Below are 19,624 nucleotides of genomic sequence, written 5' to 3'. Positions count from 1 at the left end.
GCACGTAGCTCAAAAACTAACCAACAGATGAGGATGGTTTTATGAAGAGCAAGCATCAATTATTCTATGCACTCTTGTTGAAAAGCGCTATTGTCTTTTCTCCTTTACTGCTATCTGTTGGTGAGGCGAATGCCCAAATTACCTCATCTCCCCAAACCAATCAGCAGCCACAAGAACTAGCACAACTGCAACCAGAACAGCAAACGCGAGATTTGATCCAAACAGAAGTTGATCGCGCTTTTGGACGTACACGCACTCTACTCAATATTTGGGTAGTTATACTAACTCTGTTTCCTGTGGCGGTAATTGCCTCATTTTGGCTGCTGCGCCGAGCTGTAGTTCGTGAAATCGTTGATCGCGCGATCGCACAGTTTCAGGGGCTAGAAGATTTACAAAACCAGCTAAATACTGTCAAACAAACAGCCGAGAACAACATCCGGCAAGCTAAAAATATTACTGACGAATTAGAAAAACAAGCAGAAGCCTTACGACAACAGATAGTATCTGTGATTCCATCAGAGATATCTCAGTCAAAGGCGCAAATGCTAGCAGAGTTAGAAAAACAAATCAATTTATCGAAACAAGAATTAAAAAATCTAGAATCACAATTTAATTCTCGATTAGCAGAATTAGAAATAGATGCTCAACAACAAAAACATATAACTTTAGAGACATTAGGAAATTTAAAATCAGAAATAATTTCACAAATTACTGCTTTACAACTAGAAAACCAAAAGCAACAGCAGCAAGTATTTACTGATTTGGAAAATTCTCGACAAGAATGGACATCTCAACTCGCCCAATGGCAGGAGGAAGTTCAACAGCACAAAGACCAAAATTTAAATAATTTAGATAATTTACAGGCAGAATTTAGTTTGCGACTTGCTGAATTGCAATTAGGTGCTCAACAAAATCAAGAGCAAACTTTATCTGAGTTGTCAACTCAGCTTTCGGGAATTTACTCAGATGCCGAGCAGCAAAAGCAGCACTCTTTTGAGAATTTAGAGAAATTACAAGCAGAGTTAGCCGAATATATAGCCCAATTAAAGTTAGGTAATCAACAATATAATGAGCAAACTGTTGCAGAATTAGAGAATTCGCGGCAGGAATTTAAATCTCTACTCTTGGAATGGCAGTCTCAAGTGCAGCAACAGCAGCAGCAAACTTTGGAAAGTTTCTCACAACTCCAAGCAGAATTAACTGAGCAAGTTGCACAATTCCAATCAGAAACTCAACAACAAAAACAACAAGTATTTATAGATTTAGAGCAATCTAAACAGGAATTTATTTCTCAACTTAACTCGCAAACAACCCAATGGCAGTCAGAAGTACAACAACAAAAGCAAATAATTCTTGAAAATTTACAGCAGTTACAAGAAGAATTCACGAGTCAATTAGCACAATTACATTTAGAAAATCAGCAACAGAAAGAACAAGTATTTGCGAATTTAGAAAATTCAATATCGGAGGTAAAATCTCAACTTTCTGGGGTGCAGTTAGACGCTCAACAACAAAAGCAAATTATTCTTGAGAGTTTAGAGAAATTACAATTAGAATTTGCCTCGCAAATAAATGAATTATTAGTAGATGCTCAACAAAGAAAAGAGCTAGTAATTGAAAATTTAGAAAAATCCGGTTCTGAATTTGCTTCTCAATTTTCGCAATTGCAGTGGAATACCCAAGAACAAAAACTTCTAGTTTTAGAAAAGCTAGGAAGATTAGAGTCTGAGTTTGTATCTCAACTTTCAGATTTGCAAACAGATGCCCAACAACGAAAAGAGCAAATCTTAGAACAACTTTCTCATATTACACCCCCACCCTCCTCAAATCCTGTGACTGCGAAAGTAGAAGAAAAAATAGAAAAAATAGAAGAAGCTCCGCAACCAGCACCAGAGCCAGAAACGCACCAAGTACAAGATACTTTAAATGCTGACGATTACTTTAAACAAGCAGAAGTGCTGTTTTCAGAAAAACGCTATGAACAGGCGATCGCTCAATACGACCAAGCACTTAAAATTAAATCAGATGAGCCTGCAATCTGGTTAAAACGGGGTATGGCGCTAGCAAGGCTAAAACAATACAAAGATGCGATCGCCTCCTATGAAAAAGCACTGAAAATTAAACCCGACTATCATCAAGCTTGGTGCGATTTAGGCGTAGCCTTGGGATATTTGCGACGACACAAAGAAGCTTTGATTGCTTTTAACAAAGCCACTAAAATCAACCCAGATGATGCTGTGGCATGGTTAAACAGGGGATTAGCACTGGAAGATTTAGAACGATATGAAGATGCGATCGCATCTTTTGACAAAGCGATTCAACTCAACCCTAATTCTTATAAAGCCTGGAATAATCGAGGTTACGCACTAGTCATGCTTGGTTATGATGACGAGGCAATTGAAAGCTTTGACAAAGCCCTGAAAATTAAACCTGACTATGCCAATGCTTATTACAACAAAGCAATCTGTTACGCTTTGCAGGAAAAAGTAGCATTAGCTTTGGAAAATTTACAACAAGCTATCAATCTCAATCCTAGATATAGGCAACAAGCAGAAGCTGACATAGATTTTGATTTAATTGCCACAAATAAACGCTTTCAGGAGCTAGTAGGAAACACCAATGTGCGAGCGTAAACTCATTTTTTCTGGGTGGCAAATACGCACCATGCAATAAAAACCGTAAAGCTCAGGTAGCCTAACACAGTGAACCATTCTTGAGTGTTAGTAAAGTTGTCGTTCATCAATCAAATCAAGAAAATAAATCACTTTAGATTATTCTATTATGCACGTATAACAACACTCTTGATTTTTGCTAAATAAAATTAAAATAGAGAGATTTAATTGGGAGCATTCCACTGTTTTAATTAATACCTCAGAAGAGTATTCCTATACTAACGAAGCCTGCCTGTACAGGCTATGATTGTTTCTAGACTGCGCAGGCAGGCTTTGTATTTATAGCCCCAGGCTCATAGCCTGTGGGCATTGTAAAAAACAAGGATGCACCTGATTTATTTTCTCGACAAATAGTAATATTAAAGTTATTTAAGTATTAATTTGATTAGATATAGCAATAGCCAAAGTGGTTAGGACATTAACAAATGATAAAACTTAGACACCAATTTGTTTGTTATGAGTGAAAGTAAGAATGCGGCGCTATCTTTTTCTCAAAATCCACTTTTATCTACACTCAAAGCTGCTAAAAATCATCGGGTGTATACAGTTCAGCAAGATAGATGGTGGACATATGGCTTTTTGGGGGTGAATAAGCTACTTGATGATTTATTTAATTTAGAAATTTGTATTTAAGTAAAGATAATTTTTGGCTACCAAAGCATCTACTTTTTCAGAGAAAATGAGTATGCAGGATAGGAGTACAAAATGCGAGCAAAAATCCGCGATACAGAGATTTTCTTTGATGTAGAAGGTTCTTCTTTGGTAGTAGATGGCGATCGCATTCACACCAAACCAGTTGCCTTTTTGGTTCATGGAGGCCCTGGTGCAGATCATACTTCATATAAACCTGCTTTTTCTCCTCTTGCTCAAAAGCTGCAACTAGTTTACTTCGATCATCGGGGACAAGGACGTTCTGCTCGTGGACTAAAAGAAACTTACACTCTGAATAATAATGTCGAAGACATGGAAGCGCTGCGCCGTCACTTAGGGCTTGATCAAATCGTTGTCATTGGCACATCCTATGGCGGTATGGTTGCTTTATCTTATGCAGTTCGCTATCCTCAGCACATATCGCATTTAATTGTGATTGCAACAGCAGCTAGTTTTCGCTTCTTGCAACGAGCTCAAGAAATTTTGGCACAAAGGGGAACAGAGGAACAAAGGAAAATTGCTCAAAAACTGTGGGATGGCTCCTTTGAAAATGAAGAACAGCTGCGGGAGTATTTTAAGATTATGGGGCCGATGTATTCGCTAACTTACGATCCTTGTGTATCTGGTAAAAATTGGGATCGGACAATTCTGTCGGTTGATGCCATTAATGTTGCCTTTGGTGGCTTTCTACGCAGCTATAATCTACTTGACCAATTACACAAAATTACTACACCTACTTTAGTTATTGGAGGGCGACATGACTGGATTTGTCCTCCGGAATTTTCTGAAGAGATAGCTCAAGTAATTAAGAATGCTGACTTAAGAATCTTTGAAAATAGTGCTCACCTGATTCGGGCAGATGAAAAAGAAGCACTGCTAGATGCGATCGCTGGTTTTTTGATTTATAAACGTTAAGTTGAAGGTAATAGAGCTAGATTGTTTGCACCATTTGAGAGAGCCAGAGGCTCTAATTCTCGTTACCAGGTTGAACCTAGTAACGAGGATTTCTGGGCTGCCGCCACCAGGCTTGGGAGTTTTTCGCAACGACGTATAAATTAATGGAGTATACCCCTCTTTAGGCGGTTATAATATCAAAACTTTTTTCTGTATTCTACAAAGATGCGATTGTCAATCATAAATTGACTATAACCACGCACAGTCAAATCTTCATTGAGCCGATATACTCCACCAAGTCGAAATGGTAAAGTATTAGAATTCAACAACGAACTAGCAGAGACAGATAATTTCGGATTAACGTTAAATGCTACTTCAGCTACTACGGTATTTTCAGAGCCTCTACCATCTTTTGAGCCAAAGTTCGTATTATATAGTTTGAAATTATCTAAGCCCAAGATGTTGTTAACCAAATTATTTAATTCAGAAAGTATACCTCTATTGAGTTCATGAAGTAGACCTCGATTTAGCGATAGATTATTGACAGTATTCCCTCCTATTAAATTAACTATTTCTTCTTCACTTAATTTAGGAGTACTAGTTAATTGGAGATTTTCAAATAATTTGCAAGCTGGCCCTTCAACCTTGGCATCAACTATTATATTGCCAATTTCACCAAAGTTATTATTTGATAAATCTGCAAATTCTGATGATGGAAATAGAGCAGAGTGATTGGTAATTGGAGGATTGTCTATATTTGAAACTACAGAATACATCTCTACATTTAAAATCGGATCTAAGCCTTGGCTAGGAACAAATGAGGCAGTATTGGGACGGCTTGATACCAAGCGAAATTCAGTTGTATATAGGTTAATAGAACCACGATGTATATTAAATTCTCCTTTGGGAAGAGGGTTAAGTAATGTTCCATTAACAGCCATTTTCCCTGCAACAGAAAAGTTAAACAAGGGGCCTTTTAGGCGAACTTCATTATCTAAATTTAGCCGTAGGTTATTAAATTTAGGTATGGAAACAAAGTTTTGATTACCTTCGTTTGTTTTGATTGGTTTAGCAGCAGTTATTTGCTGATTAGCTTGTGAATCGCAAAGAGATGATGACAAAGGCGAATTTAATGATGTTATTTCTACTTTGGTATCTTCAAGGTTAATTTGTCCGCCAATTATAGGTGCAAGGGCAGAACCAGTAATTGATACCTGACCATCAATGTTCCCTCGAAAAAGATTTTTATACCGTAACTTTTGATTATTCAGAGTAATGGTTAAGGGTTTGTTTTGTTCTAAAATAGTAGAATTTTCAGGCTTAAAAATAGGAAGAAAACCTTGAATCAATACATTTGCATTAGCGACATTAGCTTGTAATTTATCAAATTGAATATGGTCAAAATTAAATAAGATGTTACCCGTCAAACTTTCGATAACTTTTTGCATATTAGATGCTGCAAACGCCGCTTTATCAAAATCAATAGCACCATTTATAAATGGTTTAATTTCTAAACCATTATTTATGTTACGCACAGTTCCTTTAGCATTAATTTCTACTGCTGCTTTGCCACCTGCCCAGTTCATTTGACCGTTTGTCAGAGCATTAATTAAAGATAATCCATCATCTTTAAGATTGACATCTAATCTGAATTCATCATTATTGGAAAATGCAGTTGTAAAAGGCAAAGTATACGGAATACTACCACCTAACCGTAGGGGATTTTGTGAATTGGTAGCAAGCAATTCTCCATTAAAATTTAATCGAGCATTATTGTAGCTAAACAAAGTTTGAGCTTGATTAATTGGGGTTTGGTTGAGGCTTGCATTTGTTAGAAATAACTCTCCAGCTACTTGGGGATTTTTATAGTTACCTGCCAAATTCACATTACTGTTGAAGTCACCTTGAATATCAACAGGCAAATCAAAAAACTTGCGTAGAGGTGATATGGGAATGTTCTGAGATACTAGCTGCCCAGATAGCTTGTCTAGCGCTGCTTGTCCTGAAAATGCTACCAACGATCGCCCAGATTCTAGCTTCAGAGGTGAAACTGCTAACAAGCCATTTTGGAAATTGCCTTGGGCGATCGCCTGCTCGACTTGATACTCGCCCCAGTTTAAATCTTGACTGCGCAAGCCATATTTAAATCCCAGCCCAGTGTGAGGGGAAAAGGCAACATCAACATTACCTAAAAACGTTCCTTGCAACTGAGAAAGTTCTGGTAATTGCAAGGCTGCTTGTTCCTGCGCTTGCTTTTGCCGTTGACTGATGTCTGCTAGCAATTTTAGTTGTTCTGACAGGTTAGCGTTATAGTTGCCCACTGGGGATAGTCGCAATACTTTTGCAGAGGCATATTCAGGAGCTTTAAGTCCTCTAGAAAAATCGGAAAGTTCAAACAAATGTAATGCTGCTAAAATATCTTGTAAATTGATGGGATGAGCAGTGATTTTTGCTTGTAGTTGGGGATCACTCTTCAGATTCAAACTCCCAGTCATTGACAAACGGCTTTGTGCCTTACGTAATTCACTTTCACTGAGGATGGCAGTACCGTTAGCATAGTGAAATTGTCCGGTAAACAATTCTGCTCCAATATAACCAAGGGCTGGTTGAGTAACGCTTACCACTCCTACTACTGCCGGATTTAATAACTCTGTAAGATTCAAATCAAAGTTACCATTGAGGTTGCCTTTAACTACTCCTAAACCGAATGTATCTGCTGGGGCAATGGCGAGTTTTTCGAGTGGAAGATTGCGTACTTCTGCTAAAGTGCGATCGCCTTGATTGGTTGTAGCACGAGCAATAGTTTGCCCTTGTTGTAATAAGAAGTTAGTGGGACGATAAGCATGATCTAGCTGTAATGTAATTCGGTCTTGTTTACCAGTTAGATTCAAAGATAAGCCATGGTTTTGGGCAAATTGTAATTGCCCTCTCAATGAAGGTTCAAAGGCAAAATCATTAACAGCAAATTGGTTTAATCCTAATTTACCTGCGAGATTAAGTGTTTCTAAATTACCAGTGATACGTCCGTTGAAGTTTGCTTTTCCAGCAACACGGATGGCGTTATCAGGAACAGGAATTGGCAGCGCACCCAAGTTAAAGTTGATCAGTTGAGTATTCAGCTCCAGGGTAGAAATACTAGGTATCATCTCTCCTGGAGCCTGCTGGACAAATACCCATCCATCTACTTTTATACCAGGAGCGGATGCTTGTTGGATTTGCAACTTATCTTTTTGCCAACGCAGTGAAGCTATAATAGGGCCAATTGGTTGGGGTTTTGCCGATGAAGGAATTTGTGCATTCCCTTGAGCTTTAATGGTAGCCTTGTTAATATTGTCCCAACTACCAGATACTTGCAAACTGCCATTGACTAGCCCTGATATATTTTTAGTAACTTTATCGAGCCGCAGATTACGTAAATTTACTACCAACCGATAGTCTTTACCAAAATTCTTAGCTGTAGCGCGAGCAACAGTTTCGCCTTGCTGTAACAAAAAGCTAGCAGCACGATAGTTTTTATCTAATTGCAAGCTAATTTTGTCTTGTTGCCCAGTCAGATTTAGATTTAATCCTTGGTTTGGCGCAAACTGCAACTGCCCGTTGAGTGTAGGATCAAAGACAAAATCATTAACGGCAAACTGATTTAGTCCCAATTTACCTGCAAGATTGAGTGTTTCTAAATTGCCAGTGATGTGTCCGTTGAAATTCGCTTTGCCAGCTAAACGAATAGCATCGGGAATCGGAACTGGCACGGTAGCCAAGTTAAAGTTTTGCAGTCGTGCATTTAAATCTAGATTAGAGATGGTAGGTATGCTTTTTCCTGGTAGCTGCTGAGTGAATACCAATCCATCTAACTCTAAACCAGGAATTGATGCTTGTTGAATTTGCAGTTTATCTCCTAACCAACTTAGTGAAGCCTTAATCGGCGCTACCGACAACAATTTTTGATTGGTAGCAAGTTGAGCTTGCCCTTGCACAGACATAGTAGCTTGGTTGACATTGTTTAAACTGCCAGATAGTTGCAATCTTCCACTCGCTAGCCCTTGCATATTGGCTGCAAACTGATTGAGCGAAATTTTTGATCCCTCTAAAAGTACTTGCCAGCGTTGCGGCAATATCCCCGCGACTTGAAACAGTTCTGCCTGTACACGAACATTCCCACCTGCGACAGAGAAAATCATATCTCTAAATAAGAGATTATTACCTGCAATATCAATATTTCCTTTTCCTGGATAGGTTGCTTGAGGTGCTTGCCACTGGAAATTGCCTCGAATCTTGTTTAGCTCACCATTAATCTTTCCATTAGCAGTTATTTTACCGTAGGTGAAATTTGCACCTTTAATTCCATAAGAACTAGCAATGGCATCTGCTGGCAAATCCTGTAATTGCAAATTCAAGGCAACTGGCAGGTGTTTATCTAGTTTGATATTTCCCTTGCCTACGATCGCACCACCATCTGCGGGAGTAACCAGGAATTTTTGTAAAATCAAGGCTTGGGGAGTCAACTGAAAATTAGCATCAGTTGTTGCAAAGTTAACTTTATCGACTTTGACGGGTTTAGTATTTCTGGCGATTCCTGTGATGATGGGTTGGGCGATCGCTCCCGTGATTCTCGTATCAACCCCAAATTCTCCTGCAACTGGTACAGGTGATTTGAGATCTAGTGTTTTTAATAAAGCTGTGGCGCTGACAGGAAGTACCTGGGCTTTGAGGTTATAACCATCTTGGGTGGTAAGGCTACCAGTTGCTCGCAGTGGTATTCCACCGTAACGCAACCTTATTTCTTCTAAAGTTATGCGTTCTCCTTGCAGTTGGAGACTACCATTTACATATGTAATTGGTTTAGGAATAGCATCAAATTTCGCTGCTAAATTTCGAAAACTCAATTTTCCACCAAACTGAAGCGGCTGGTTATTGGGAGGGAAATGAACATTTACATTGCTTGAGAGTCTGCCATTGAGGAGTTTAGCTGGCAGTGTCGGTAATAATAGCGTAATATCTGAAGCAAGAAAGTTTTGTGCTGCGGCTTGTAGCTTTATCTCTGGTAATTTTAAATTAGCATTGCCTTGTAGTTGCAGACTTCCTCCGGTTACTGGTTTTCCGGAGAAGTCAAACCCAATCAGTTGATAGTTGTCTTGCAATGAAAGATTGGCGTTGATATTTTCAATCTTCACAACACTTCTGACTTGATTTTGTAATTTAGAGTTGAGGTTGGCAGTTGATTTTTTTGGTGTTGCAAAAATTGAAGACAAATCCTCTGGTAAACTATAAGGGCGGCTGGGCTTGCCAATCGCTGAAAGGATAGCAGTGCCGTTTTGCACTTGAATATTAGGATTAATTTTGATTGGACTGTCTTTTAATCCTGTTTTTAGTTTTGACTGATTGATTTGTGGTATTGTCCATTGTCCTTGTTGATTTTGTGATAAAAAGATATTGGGGCGTTCAAGAGTAATTTTCAAAGGTAAAGTTTGAGTCAATAGAGCATCTAATAGGTTAAAGTTAACTACAATACGCTCAATATTGACTTGATTTGGATCTGTTGCTGTGGGAGAAATAGTAGAACGACCAAATATGATATTTGTGAAGCCGAATTTTTGGACTTTTCCTACTTCCACAGGGCGATTTAAAACATCTTGTAAGTTTTGAACAATCAAAGGCGAGAGTTGCTCGTCAATAAATTTATATGCCCACCAACTTCCAGCAAAAACCCCCACTAGAGTGGCTCCAGAAATAGCACAGCCACCTCCGAGTAGAATTTGTCGAGTACGTCTACTAATTCTTCTTTGAGGTTGATTTGTCATTGATTGCATCCTCATTACACAGAAGAAGGGGACTTTTGAACTCGGCCTGTTGACTTCAAAAAATATACAAGATAAAAATTCACTATTGTTAAGATGAATATTAGCACCAAGCTTTTATCGTCGCGCGATCACTATTTAAGTTAGCGGCGTGGTAAGGCTAAAAGTGCAACAAATAAGAGCTAATCAGTAAACAGAGTGTTCTTCCTCGTCATACTGATTTCCCTAATTGAAATTTTTTCAGCAAATAATCAGCAGCAGCTAAACCTGATAAAGCAGCACCCTCAATATTTGGCTGAATAAAACCATCTCCTGATATAACTAGTAATCCTGGCTTAGTTAAGGCAAGCAAAGGCTCACCGTATACAGTCTGTGGTTGACTAAAGCGCCATCGATGCACCTGAAACTCAATTACTTGCGAACCTAACCATTCAGATGCAGCTTCTAGAAGTTGATTGGCGATCGCTAAATTGTTTTTTTCCCAGTTAGTTTCGCTGAACTTGGAACTGGCATGGAGTGTAACTGCATTGCCTTGTGGTGAAATTCCCTTTTTGTGATTGCAAGCAATCCAGCTTAAAGGCTCCCCATCCAACTTCACACCGCCAGGATTTGGAATTAAAGAGGGCTGCGCTAATAGAGCAAGTACCGCAATACAACGATGGTAAACTACCTGTTCAAGTCGATGTCTCGATTGCGGTGCTAATTCAATTTGCGAACGATCCAGTAGTTCCAAAGTTTGGGGTATTGGTGGTGTCAGCAGTAACACATCTGCGGAAAAGTATTCGTTGTTTTCTGTCTTTACTTGCCAGCGATCGCTCCGCCATTCAAAACTAACAACTTTTGTATTTGTATAAACATTCAAGTTTTGAGCTAGATATTGGGCAATGCTGCGATTGCTATTGACTCCTCGATAGCAAATTTCACCATTGCTTGAGTGCTGATTGTAACTTGAGTAATCTCCTACCCATTCTTGAACGACTCCCTCTTGTATCCAACTCTTAACCCAAGATTCAAACTTGGAGTCAGTAACAGTAAAGGATTGAGCGCCGTAATCAAAAACACCTTCACCGTACTTAGGATTTCTGATGCGACGAGTCGCCATTCTCCCGCCAATTCCTCGACCTTTGTCAACTACAGTGACGCGAATATTTTGTCTTTGTAGAACTGTAGCTGCAATTAAACCGGAAATTCCACCTCCAATAACAAGGCAAGAGGATTGAGAAGACTTTTCAGGCATGGAGAAAAAACACAGACTACCTGCTCAAGGATATCGTAAAAAGGAACTGGGGGCTGGATTAAAAAATGTCTGATTGGTGTAGGCTTCTCGTCGCTACCAGTTGAATCTATAGCTTTTTGAGTATTGCATTTGTCCTTAATGTCTGTATAGTTGTTAATTTTTATTAAATTTACTTAAAATAATTCATATGGCTTTTAAGCCTCACTTAAAACATGAATTGATTGAGAAATACTTATGTCCTCGTCTAAAACTCAGTCTCATGAATCCGTTGGAACTGCTATACCGTCATGGCAAATCAAGCTACTCTATGACGGTGAGTGTCCATTGTGTATGCGAGAAGTTAACTTCTTGAAAAGGCGAGATGCAGGTAGAGGCTTGGTAGCATTTGTAGATATAGCAGACGAAAATTATACTCCCGAAGAACATGGAGGTATAGACTTTGCAACGGCAATGGGTCGAATCCACGGTATTTTACCTGATGGTAGTGTGATCAAAAACGTGGAAGTCTTTCGTCGAGTCTACGAAGCATTAGGGATGGGATGGGTATATGCTGCAACTCGTTGGCCTGTAATCGGCCCTATCGTCGATAAGCTATATGGAGTTTGGGCTGATTGGCGACTTGCTCTGACTGGACGACCGGATTTAGCGACAATTATTGCTGATCGCAACAAGCGTATTGAGTGTAGTACACAGGTACGCTGTCAACTAAGCGAGTAATGGTGACTGGTGATTCAGAACACGAATGGGAGAGGGGAATCGTGATTCGCGATCCTTCTCATTTTCCCCGTGTTCCTGAAAATATACGGTTATCCGCCCTATTTTTTTAATTTTATTTGTAATAAATTATTAATAATATTTACAAAAGTTTATTTTTATCAAATATAGGCTCTCAAATCAGTCTATCTTTCCTGCTCGCAATGCTTTCAGCCTGCTTTAACTGATTTTCTCAAATCTTATACCGAGTTTTTTAGGTATCTTCCTTTCGTAGGTAAACGGAATTCTACTTATGCTTAAGTTCCATGCATCTCAAGACTTGACGATGAACGTGCCTAATCAGGTAGTTCCAATTGAACATTATCTGCGTCAACCACAACGTTTAGTTGAGGCTGTTACTGATCGCACTCAGGTAGAACAACTGAGTCTCTCTGACTTTCGGCTCAAGCTTCGTCCTCTAAATTTCATGATGTTCAGTTTTAAACCTACAGTCGATTTGCAAGTTTTAGCGCAGGCAGACGGAACAATCCATCTGCGATCGCTTGCTTGTGAGATTCATGGAGTTGAGTACCTACAAAAGTCTTTCAAATTCAATCTTACGGGTAATCTATCGCCTGAAAGTAGGGAAACTGCCACATTGCTTAAGGGAAGGGCAGATTTGACAGTACAAGTTGAACTGCCGCCAGCTCTGTTACTAACACCCAAGTCAATTTTAGAGACTGCTGGTAATACATTTCTCAATGGCGTTCTTTTGACTATGAAGCACCGTTTGGAACGTCAACTAGTGCGGGATTATCAAGCTTGGGCTAAGGCGATGCAAGTTAGTGCAAACACCTCCACCATGATTCCCATCACAAATCCAGTGAGTTAGATTTGAATTTTTCCGAAATTAACAGTGCAAGTTTTGTAGTCATTATCAGCGTACAAATAAACGATTTATACTTAATTTTTTATATCTAAACTTCTGGGGAATATTACCCCACTCAAAAGCCCGGCTAGGATAACCGGGCTTTTTTGACACTCCCCCTCTCTGGAATCTATTGGGTTCTGGCTGGGCGGGGTGCAGGTTGTACAGTTACTTGCACGGTTTGTCCATTCCGTAGTAGTTGTATTTGTACATTGCTACCTACTCCACTTTTGTCAACTGCTTGTTGCACTTGTTCGGCTGCTGTCACTGATTGCTTGTTAATTTGCTGAATTACATCTCCTGGGCGCAGTCCAGCTCGCGCTGCTGGAGAACCTTGGACAACGCGAACAACTAAAACACCTGTGTCGGTGTCAACCTGGATATTACTGTTGGGAAGATTATTAATTTGTTGCCTAATTTCTGGTGTGAGTGCTATCATTTCAATGCCAATATAAGGATATTCAACTTTGCCCTCGGTAATTAATTGTTGGGCAATCCTTTGTGCTGTCTCAATTGGGATGGCAAAACCTATGCCTTGAGCACCTTGGATAATAGCGGTATTAACACCAATAACTTGTCCACGAGCGTTTAACAAAGGGCCACCCGAATTTCCAGGATTGATAGCTGCATCCGTCTGAATAAAGCCAATACCACGATCAGAAATTCCTAAATCGCTGACTGAGCGATCTATTGCACTAACAACGCCGACTGTAACAGTTCTTTGCAAGCCTAAAGGATTACCGATCGCGATCGCCCACTGTCCTGGTTGTACCTGCTTAGAATTTCCCAATTCTACTACCTGTAAATTGTTAGCAGGAACTTGCACAACGGCAACATCGCTGACGCTATCGGCTCCCAGAACTTTACCCTCCAATCTGCGACCATCAGAAAAGGTAACTGTTACCCTATCAGCGTTGTTAACAACGTGAGCATTAGTCAAAATCTGACCATTGGCACTAATTATAAAACCAGAGCCAACACCGCGTACGACTCGTTCTTGTGGTTGTGTTGGTACGCGATCGCCAAAAAACCTCCGAATAAATGGATCTTGAAAAACGTCTGGCACTTGAGTGCGTACAGTACGAGCAGTATTAATTTGCACTACTGCTGGTTCTACTTTATTTACGACTGCAACAACAAAATTGGTGTCTTCGGGAGTTGGTTCTAGGGGACGATTGTTGGTGGGTGTTGACTGCTGAACTTGTTGGGTAGTGTTATTTTCAGGAGTACTTCTGGGAACTTGTACCGAGCAGCCATTTAATAAACCTATGGCTGTTGCTATGAGTGGTAGCAGTAAGTGTTTTGCTTCTTTGCGCCAAGGGACTTTGCCTAGAAAATGGTTTGTTTGCAAAGCTTCTTTCTGAAGATTAATCGGTTGTTCTTGACTTTCGTAAAAGTTTAAATCAAAAGTATTCTGATTATTTTTTCTGCTTATTCTTTGCGTCATAGTTGTTAGGCTTTAATTTTAGATGTAAGTTATCTATTTGAGGATGTCTATTTTCAATTTTGATACTTTTTTGGTTTTTTTACCTCTGCCGAAAGGGAGCTATGAGCTATAAATTACCAAAAGTAATAATTTTATTGTGATTTTATGTGTTTTTTTAATATTTGTAGTCATTTACTATATATTATGGACTAATTTATAGGAATCCGGTTTGATTGCTGAAAAAATTAAGGAGGCAGTTTGCGGTGTAGATTTTCTGAGCGCAAAACTGCCGTTGTGTTATGACTTGAGTCTAACGCACCCAACCCTTGAAAACGGTGCTTTACGCTTCACGATCACACAGTCTACGTTTTTTTCAAAAATCAAATATGAGTCCCATATCAAAATTTTTATAGAAATATTTATTTAATTTTCACTTGCTTTTTATATTTACTCTTTAGGAATAATTTGTATTTAGCTTCTGGTAAAGACGATAAAAATAATAATAGCTACGTTTCTCAGTAATAGTAGCAATCAAACTAAATTGTTTTTATGAGTTACTAGTAGCATGATTTTCATTCTAGCATCTTTCTCATCGACCCAAGGCATACTTATTTTATCAGCATTAATTGCTATAAGTTTAGCACTAGCACACCTCTACTCTGGTTGGTTGAGATTCAAAAAAGTTCCTCGTAGTCGCTGGTTGAGTGCTGCTGGTGGAGTATCGGTGGCTTATGTTTTTGTGCATATTTTGCCGGAATTAAGTCAACATCAAACAGTGTTACAAGACTTAGGAAAGGGGATAATTCCATACATAGAATACCACGTCTATTTAATAGCTTTATTCGGTTTAACTATATTCTATGGACTGGAACGTTTAGCCACGTCTTCTCGTAACCAATTACAACGACAAGGGCAAGGTGATATAACTAGTAGCTCCATATTTTGGTTACATATCATCTCATTTGCTATTTACAATGCATTGATTGGCTATCTGCTGCTACATCGAGAAGAGCAGGGCATGATCAGTTTGCTACTGTTTAGTATAGCCATGACATTACACTTTGTTGTTAATGATCATGGTTTGCGCGAACACCATAAGCATCTTTACGATCGCATTGGGCGCTGGATACTAGCAGCAGCAATTATTATCGGTTGGGTGCTTGGTAGTAGAATAGAAATTCCAGCAGCCGCGATCGCTGTCTTATTTGCGTTTTTAGCAGGGGGGGTTATTCTTAACGTTCTTAAAGAAGAACTACCAGAGGAGCGGGAAAGCAGCTTTTGGGCTTTTATGTTAGGTGCGGCAGCTTATAGCATTCTCTTACTGGCTTTGTAAGCAAAGTGCGATCGCCTACCTCACATCCAGCTAAATTTTAGGGTGTTGCTGATTTAATATATGAAAATAATTTTGCGTCATGCCAAAATCCTTGTAGAAACTCGATATATCCCGTCTAGGCAACGCCAATTTTAGTCATCCTCATATTCTGCCCAAGAATTTGGAGTTTCTGACACCGCAACTTTTAGCTGTACATCCTGCGGCATCCGTTTTTTGGTTTCGTCGTATATAAATTTGGCAATCATCTCGGCGGTGGTTTCGTACTCAGGAGGCAAGACTTCGTTGAGAACGCAATGATCAAGCCCTCCTCTAGACACATCCTGTTTCGCCCAGCGTAAAGTTCTAAAATCAGCTACCATGACTGGATGCGGACAATATTCTGAGGAGTGCAACTTGGAGGATATTGCTTCGATTCGTACTTTGTAAGTGTGTCCATGCAATCTACCACAAGGGCCATCATAGTCTTTAATAAAATGAGCACTATCAAACGAGAATTCTGTTACTAGTTTCCATCTGGGCATTTTAACATCGCCTCAAAGCCAATCGTGAATACATTCTTTGTTGATCGTATACTCTGCTTCTAGACATCTTGGGGCAACAGGTTACGTCTTTGATGCAAAGGCATACGCTGGAGCTTCTATCGACTTCTTTCAGGGGATGTTAATACACAGATGACACACGTTGCACCAGAAAAGTTACTTTATCCAAGACCAAGACTATCAGTTTCAGCTACTAATAATTTACCTTCACCACTATAAATCCAAACAAAACCTTCTCCACCTCCTTTGCCAAAATGACCTAATTTCCGATAATCTTCTGTAATCCCACTTGTATATCCTTTGACCATGTCATAATCTGCAATTAAAGTTTCTCCTCTTTTTAATTCAATTACTTTGGCAGGTGCTAAAGTACCCGCGATCGCTTTTGCTATTTGCCCTGGCAAAGCTTTAAGAGCAATTCTCCATTTTCCATCCCCAGAGGCAGCCATTTGGCGGAACTTTAATTTTCTTGCTCCTATGACTACATTGTCAGAACAAAACTGAAATACACCATCATCAAATTCCCATTGTTCTTGTTCGGAAACTTCAATAGGTGTGTAATGCAAAAAATAACCTTTTTGTCTAGGTTCTAGGAGAACTATACCCAAACCTCTATATACAGGTGCATTAAATTCTATCTCTGTTGTTAAAGACACCCATATATCTCTCAAGCGATTATCAGTTTTATAAACATCATAAGTTAATTTACCAACACAACTATGTAATGTACCTTTTTGAATAATTACTCCAGAGTTTTCTAGTCTAATTTCCACTTGCTGAACAAGTGGAATAGTTTTTGTTGGATGGTAGTATTTATTTGTATCTTTGTTAATATTATTTTGCAGGTACCATAAATCTGTTGGTTCCAAAATTCTTACTTCGTGGTGCATAATTTCTGTCTCCGTTGACAATTAAGTTTAGGTGTATAAATTTTTTTAGTATTTGTCAATACTTGTAAGAATTTATAACGGTGTAAGCTGAGAGCAGATATACGCAGACACTCAAGCGCTGAAAAGCAGTGTAGTGGCAGATAGATGCGTAGCGATAAATTTTAAGATAAATGTTTAAGATAAATGAAGCAACCATGATTATAAAGACCGTAGCATTTCCTTATATCTGTTTAATCGTCTCATAACTGAAAGTGCGATCGCTTTTTTACTATCTCATTATTACTATCACCCTTAAGATAGGGTTGAATTTATAAATTAATGATTAAACTAGCAGTAATGGCACGTTTACACACTCGCTTGAATGCATTGGCTCCTGTGTTAGGAGCTTTTTTATTAGATATTAATAACTGCTTAATAACTGGATAAATAATGTAGAAGACTCCACTATTACATTGCTAAATAACTGAGTGGAAATAAATATAATGTGAGTTATGAAAAGTAAATACGCTTCAAACCTTTACCAATGAACACAAGTTGTTTGTGAGAAAGCCTATGCGCGATCGCGTTATACCGAGATTTTCTTGGGGCATGGGTAAGTTCGTTCGGTGCGGACAAAATGGCTAGATCACAAAATTTATTTTACATTTATGCCCTCGATTAGTTCGTTCAAGCTACTTGTGTCAGTTCATTTATGTAAATATTATATCTTGAATCTATAGTTTTAGTCTATACAACGGTATTGTAAGTATACAGGCTCAAAACATTGATATTCCGTATTAATGATAAAAATATATGTTTAATAAAATTAAAAAAGTTAAAGATTACTACTTAAATAATAAAATATATACAAACCTACTTTTAAGTGTACCCATATATTCTTAAGCTAAAAGTCAATTACAGCTAACTTTGCAAAGTAGATGTTTTTGACTCTGTCTATGGTAGAGTCAGTAGGTATAATTTGATGTTCATTATATTACTTCAGCTAGAAGAAGTATGATAAATTTCTTATTATTATAAGAAGAGGTTAAAAACTTGGATTTTATTAATGTTTAATTATTTTATGAAAGTAAAAAATAATAATATAAAGTTCTTTAACACAATTAATAAACAATATATCTAGTTTTGTAAATTTAATATTTTTACTAAATTAATGTCAAATCTTTTTAATTATGATTAAACTTGACGATAAACAAACTACCAATAATACTAATACTCGAAACAATGGAATACTTCAAAGCCTTTGGAGAGCGAAAGTCTTACTAGGTTTAGTAATGTTAGCTGTGGTGGTAAGGGCTTGTTATAGTGATGGGCAACAAACAGTTGCTCTTCCAGGTTTAGTCTCCACTACAAATGTAGTTAGCAACACTGAGGAATTGATTGGTAAAAGTGTAACAATTAAAAGCAAACCTTTACAAATAGTTGGTTTGAGTTCCTTTACAGTTAGCGATCGCCGATTTTTTAGTGGAGAACCGATTATAGTTGTGAATGCTTCTGGAAAGTCCTTTGACTTACCCAAAGATCCAAATGTAGCAGTTCAAGTGACGGGTGAGGTTCGCAACCTTGTAATTTCAGAAATAGAACGAGAGTTTAAGCTCAGGTTGCAAGATGAAAATTATAGAGATAGCATCAACAAACCTGCGATTATAGCTCGCTCTATTATGCTTTCTCCTACACCGACTCAAATCCGTGCCAATATTAGTGCATATTCAGGTAAAAAACTAGCAGTCATTGGAAGAGTTGAAAATATTCAAAGCCCAGTTTTGTTTTCAGTTAAGGAAAATCGACTATTTGGCGGGGAGAATTTGCCAATTTTATTAAATACACCACCAGCGATAGCTATTAATAAAGGGCAGACAATAGCAGTCATCGGTGTAGTTCGTCCGTTTGTTGTGGCTGAGATTGAACGAGACTACAAAGTAACTTGGGATTTGCAGGTGAAAAGACACTTAGAAGCACAATATAATAATATGCCCGTAATCATTGCCCAAGCTATATATCCTTCAGGAATTTAGCCTTGAGTATTAGGAACCTCTTCCGTTGAGCGATCGCCTGACTACCCACTTCTACAGTTTGGATTTCTCTACCAGTGATATAAAACACGAAAAAAAACTTTTTTTGCGTCTTTTTACTTATATAATGAGATTGTTAACGATTAAATAAATTTCCCCTTAGCTGTGATAAGCAAGGTTTGGAACTTGCCTGGCAGCAAAAGACTAGCGTACAGGAACCAGGTGCCAGGAAAAAGCTTTAGAAGTGGATGGTGTATTTGAAAAATTGTGCCTGCACTAACTAGTGTTGGTACTAATTTTCAATTATTTATCCTAATTGCAATGTGAGAAAAAATTGCCTTCTTTTTGTCAAAGCCAAGTTATTTCTACCTAAAGGCAGGTGAGTAATATTTTGAAAATTTACACAATCATGACTATTGGGTAAAAACTCTCCAGTCTCAGGTTTTGCATCTTGTCCTATATTTCTTAATACTTTAAAACCGTCCCTTGTCAAGTGTTTGACAAGCTTTTGCTGGGGTTTCAAATCAAGATGAAGCACAAAACTTTTGCAAGTAAAA

General features: G+C 38.4%; 13 protein-coding genes. 7 read left to right on the top strand and 6 right to left on the bottom strand.

What is annotated here, in order from left to right:
• Window positions 1–41 precede the first annotated feature (41 nt).
• The 3 genes from QUB80_RS24440 (at window position 42) to QUB80_RS24430 (ending at window position 4,238) form a co-directional block, all read left to right on the top strand.
• Window positions 42–2,633 (top strand): tetratricopeptide repeat protein, encoded by a 2,592-nt coding sequence (locus QUB80_RS24440; protein ID WP_289792073.1) that lies wholly within the window; start codon window positions 42–44, stop codon window positions 2,631–2,633.
• A 495-nt stretch (window positions 2,634–3,128) separates the two neighbouring features.
• On the top strand, window positions 3,129–3,305 hold the full coding sequence (locus tag QUB80_RS24435) for a hypothetical protein (RefSeq protein WP_289792072.1): 177 nt from the start codon (window positions 3,129–3,131) through the stop codon (window positions 3,303–3,305).
• A 72-nt stretch (window positions 3,306–3,377) separates the two neighbouring features.
• Window positions 3,378–4,238 carry an alpha/beta fold hydrolase gene (locus QUB80_RS24430; RefSeq protein ID WP_289792071.1) on the top strand — a complete coding sequence of 287 codons (861 nt, stop codon included), beginning with the start codon at window positions 3,378–3,380 and terminating at the stop codon, window positions 4,236–4,238.
• A gap of 176 nt (window positions 4,239–4,414) precedes the next feature.
• Here the strand turns inward: QUB80_RS24430 and QUB80_RS24425 are convergent, their stop codons facing one another.
• Window positions 4,415–10,015 carry a translocation/assembly module TamB domain-containing protein gene (locus QUB80_RS24425; protein WP_289792070.1) on the bottom strand — a complete coding sequence of 1,867 codons (5,601 nt, stop codon included), beginning with the start codon at window positions 10,013–10,015 and terminating at the stop codon, window positions 4,415–4,417.
• 208 nt (window positions 10,016–10,223) lie between these two features.
• Window positions 10,224–11,249: an NAD(P)/FAD-dependent oxidoreductase gene (locus QUB80_RS24420; RefSeq protein ID WP_289792069.1), complete on the bottom strand. Its 1,026-nt coding sequence runs from the start codon at window positions 11,247–11,249 to the stop codon at window positions 10,224–10,226.
• A gap of 234 nt (window positions 11,250–11,483) precedes the next feature.
• On the opposite strand from QUB80_RS24420, the gene QUB80_RS24415 reads away from it, so the two are divergent.
• Entirely contained in the window at window positions 11,484–11,966 is a 483-nt protein-coding gene (locus QUB80_RS24415) for a thiol-disulfide oxidoreductase DCC family protein (RefSeq protein WP_289792068.1), read from the top strand.
• 289 nt (window positions 11,967–12,255) lie between these two features.
• Window positions 12,256–12,834 (top strand): DUF1997 domain-containing protein, encoded by a 579-nt coding sequence (locus QUB80_RS24410; protein ID WP_289792067.1) that lies wholly within the window; start codon window positions 12,256–12,258, stop codon window positions 12,832–12,834.
• A gap of 166 nt (window positions 12,835–13,000) precedes the next feature.
• Here the strand turns inward: QUB80_RS24410 and QUB80_RS24405 are convergent, their stop codons facing one another.
• The gene (locus QUB80_RS24405) at window positions 13,001–14,317 is read right to left on the bottom strand and encodes an HhoA/HhoB/HtrA family serine endopeptidase (RefSeq protein ID WP_502875320.1); all 1,317 of its coding nucleotides are present in this window, start codon (window positions 14,315–14,317) and stop codon (window positions 13,001–13,003) included.
• 547 nt (window positions 14,318–14,864) lie between these two features.
• Between QUB80_RS24405 and QUB80_RS24400 the strand changes: the two genes are divergently transcribed.
• Window positions 14,865–15,629, top strand: coding sequence for a hypothetical protein (locus QUB80_RS24400; protein ID WP_502875322.1), 765 nt, complete (start codon window positions 14,865–14,867; stop codon window positions 15,627–15,629).
• Window positions 15,630–15,760: 131 nt separating this feature from the next.
• Here QUB80_RS24400 and QUB80_RS24395 read toward each other — a convergent pair whose 3' ends face one another.
• Window positions 15,761–16,150 (bottom strand): 6-pyruvoyl trahydropterin synthase family protein, encoded by a 390-nt coding sequence (locus QUB80_RS24395; protein ID WP_289792065.1) that lies wholly within the window; start codon window positions 16,148–16,150, stop codon window positions 15,761–15,763.
• A gap of 179 nt (window positions 16,151–16,329) precedes the next feature.
• Window positions 16,330–17,058: an AIM24 family protein gene (locus QUB80_RS24390; protein WP_289792064.1), complete on the bottom strand. Its 729-nt coding sequence runs from the start codon at window positions 17,056–17,058 to the stop codon at window positions 16,330–16,332.
• Window positions 17,059–18,227: 1,169 nt separating this feature from the next.
• Here QUB80_RS24390 and QUB80_RS24385 point away from each other — a divergent pair.
• A complete protein-coding gene (locus tag QUB80_RS24385; protein ID WP_289792063.1) occupies window positions 18,228–19,070 on the top strand; it encodes a hypothetical protein in 843 nt (280 codons plus the stop codon).
• 304 nt (window positions 19,071–19,374) lie between these two features.
• Here the strand turns inward: QUB80_RS24385 and QUB80_RS24380 are convergent, their stop codons facing one another.
• Window positions 19,375–19,605, bottom strand: a complete 231-nt coding sequence (locus QUB80_RS24380; protein WP_289792062.1) for a hypothetical protein — start codon at window positions 19,603–19,605, stop codon at window positions 19,375–19,377.
• Between the last annotated feature and the right edge of the window lie 19 nt (window positions 19,606–19,624).

The organism is Chlorogloeopsis sp. ULAP01, from assembly GCF_030381805.1.
In the GTDB taxonomy this organism is placed as follows: Bacteria; Cyanobacteriota; Cyanobacteriia; order Cyanobacteriales; family Nostocaceae; genus Chlorogloeopsis.
The sequence above is the reverse complement of the archived record's forward strand: the minus strand, read 5'-3'. Positions and strand labels throughout refer to the sequence as shown.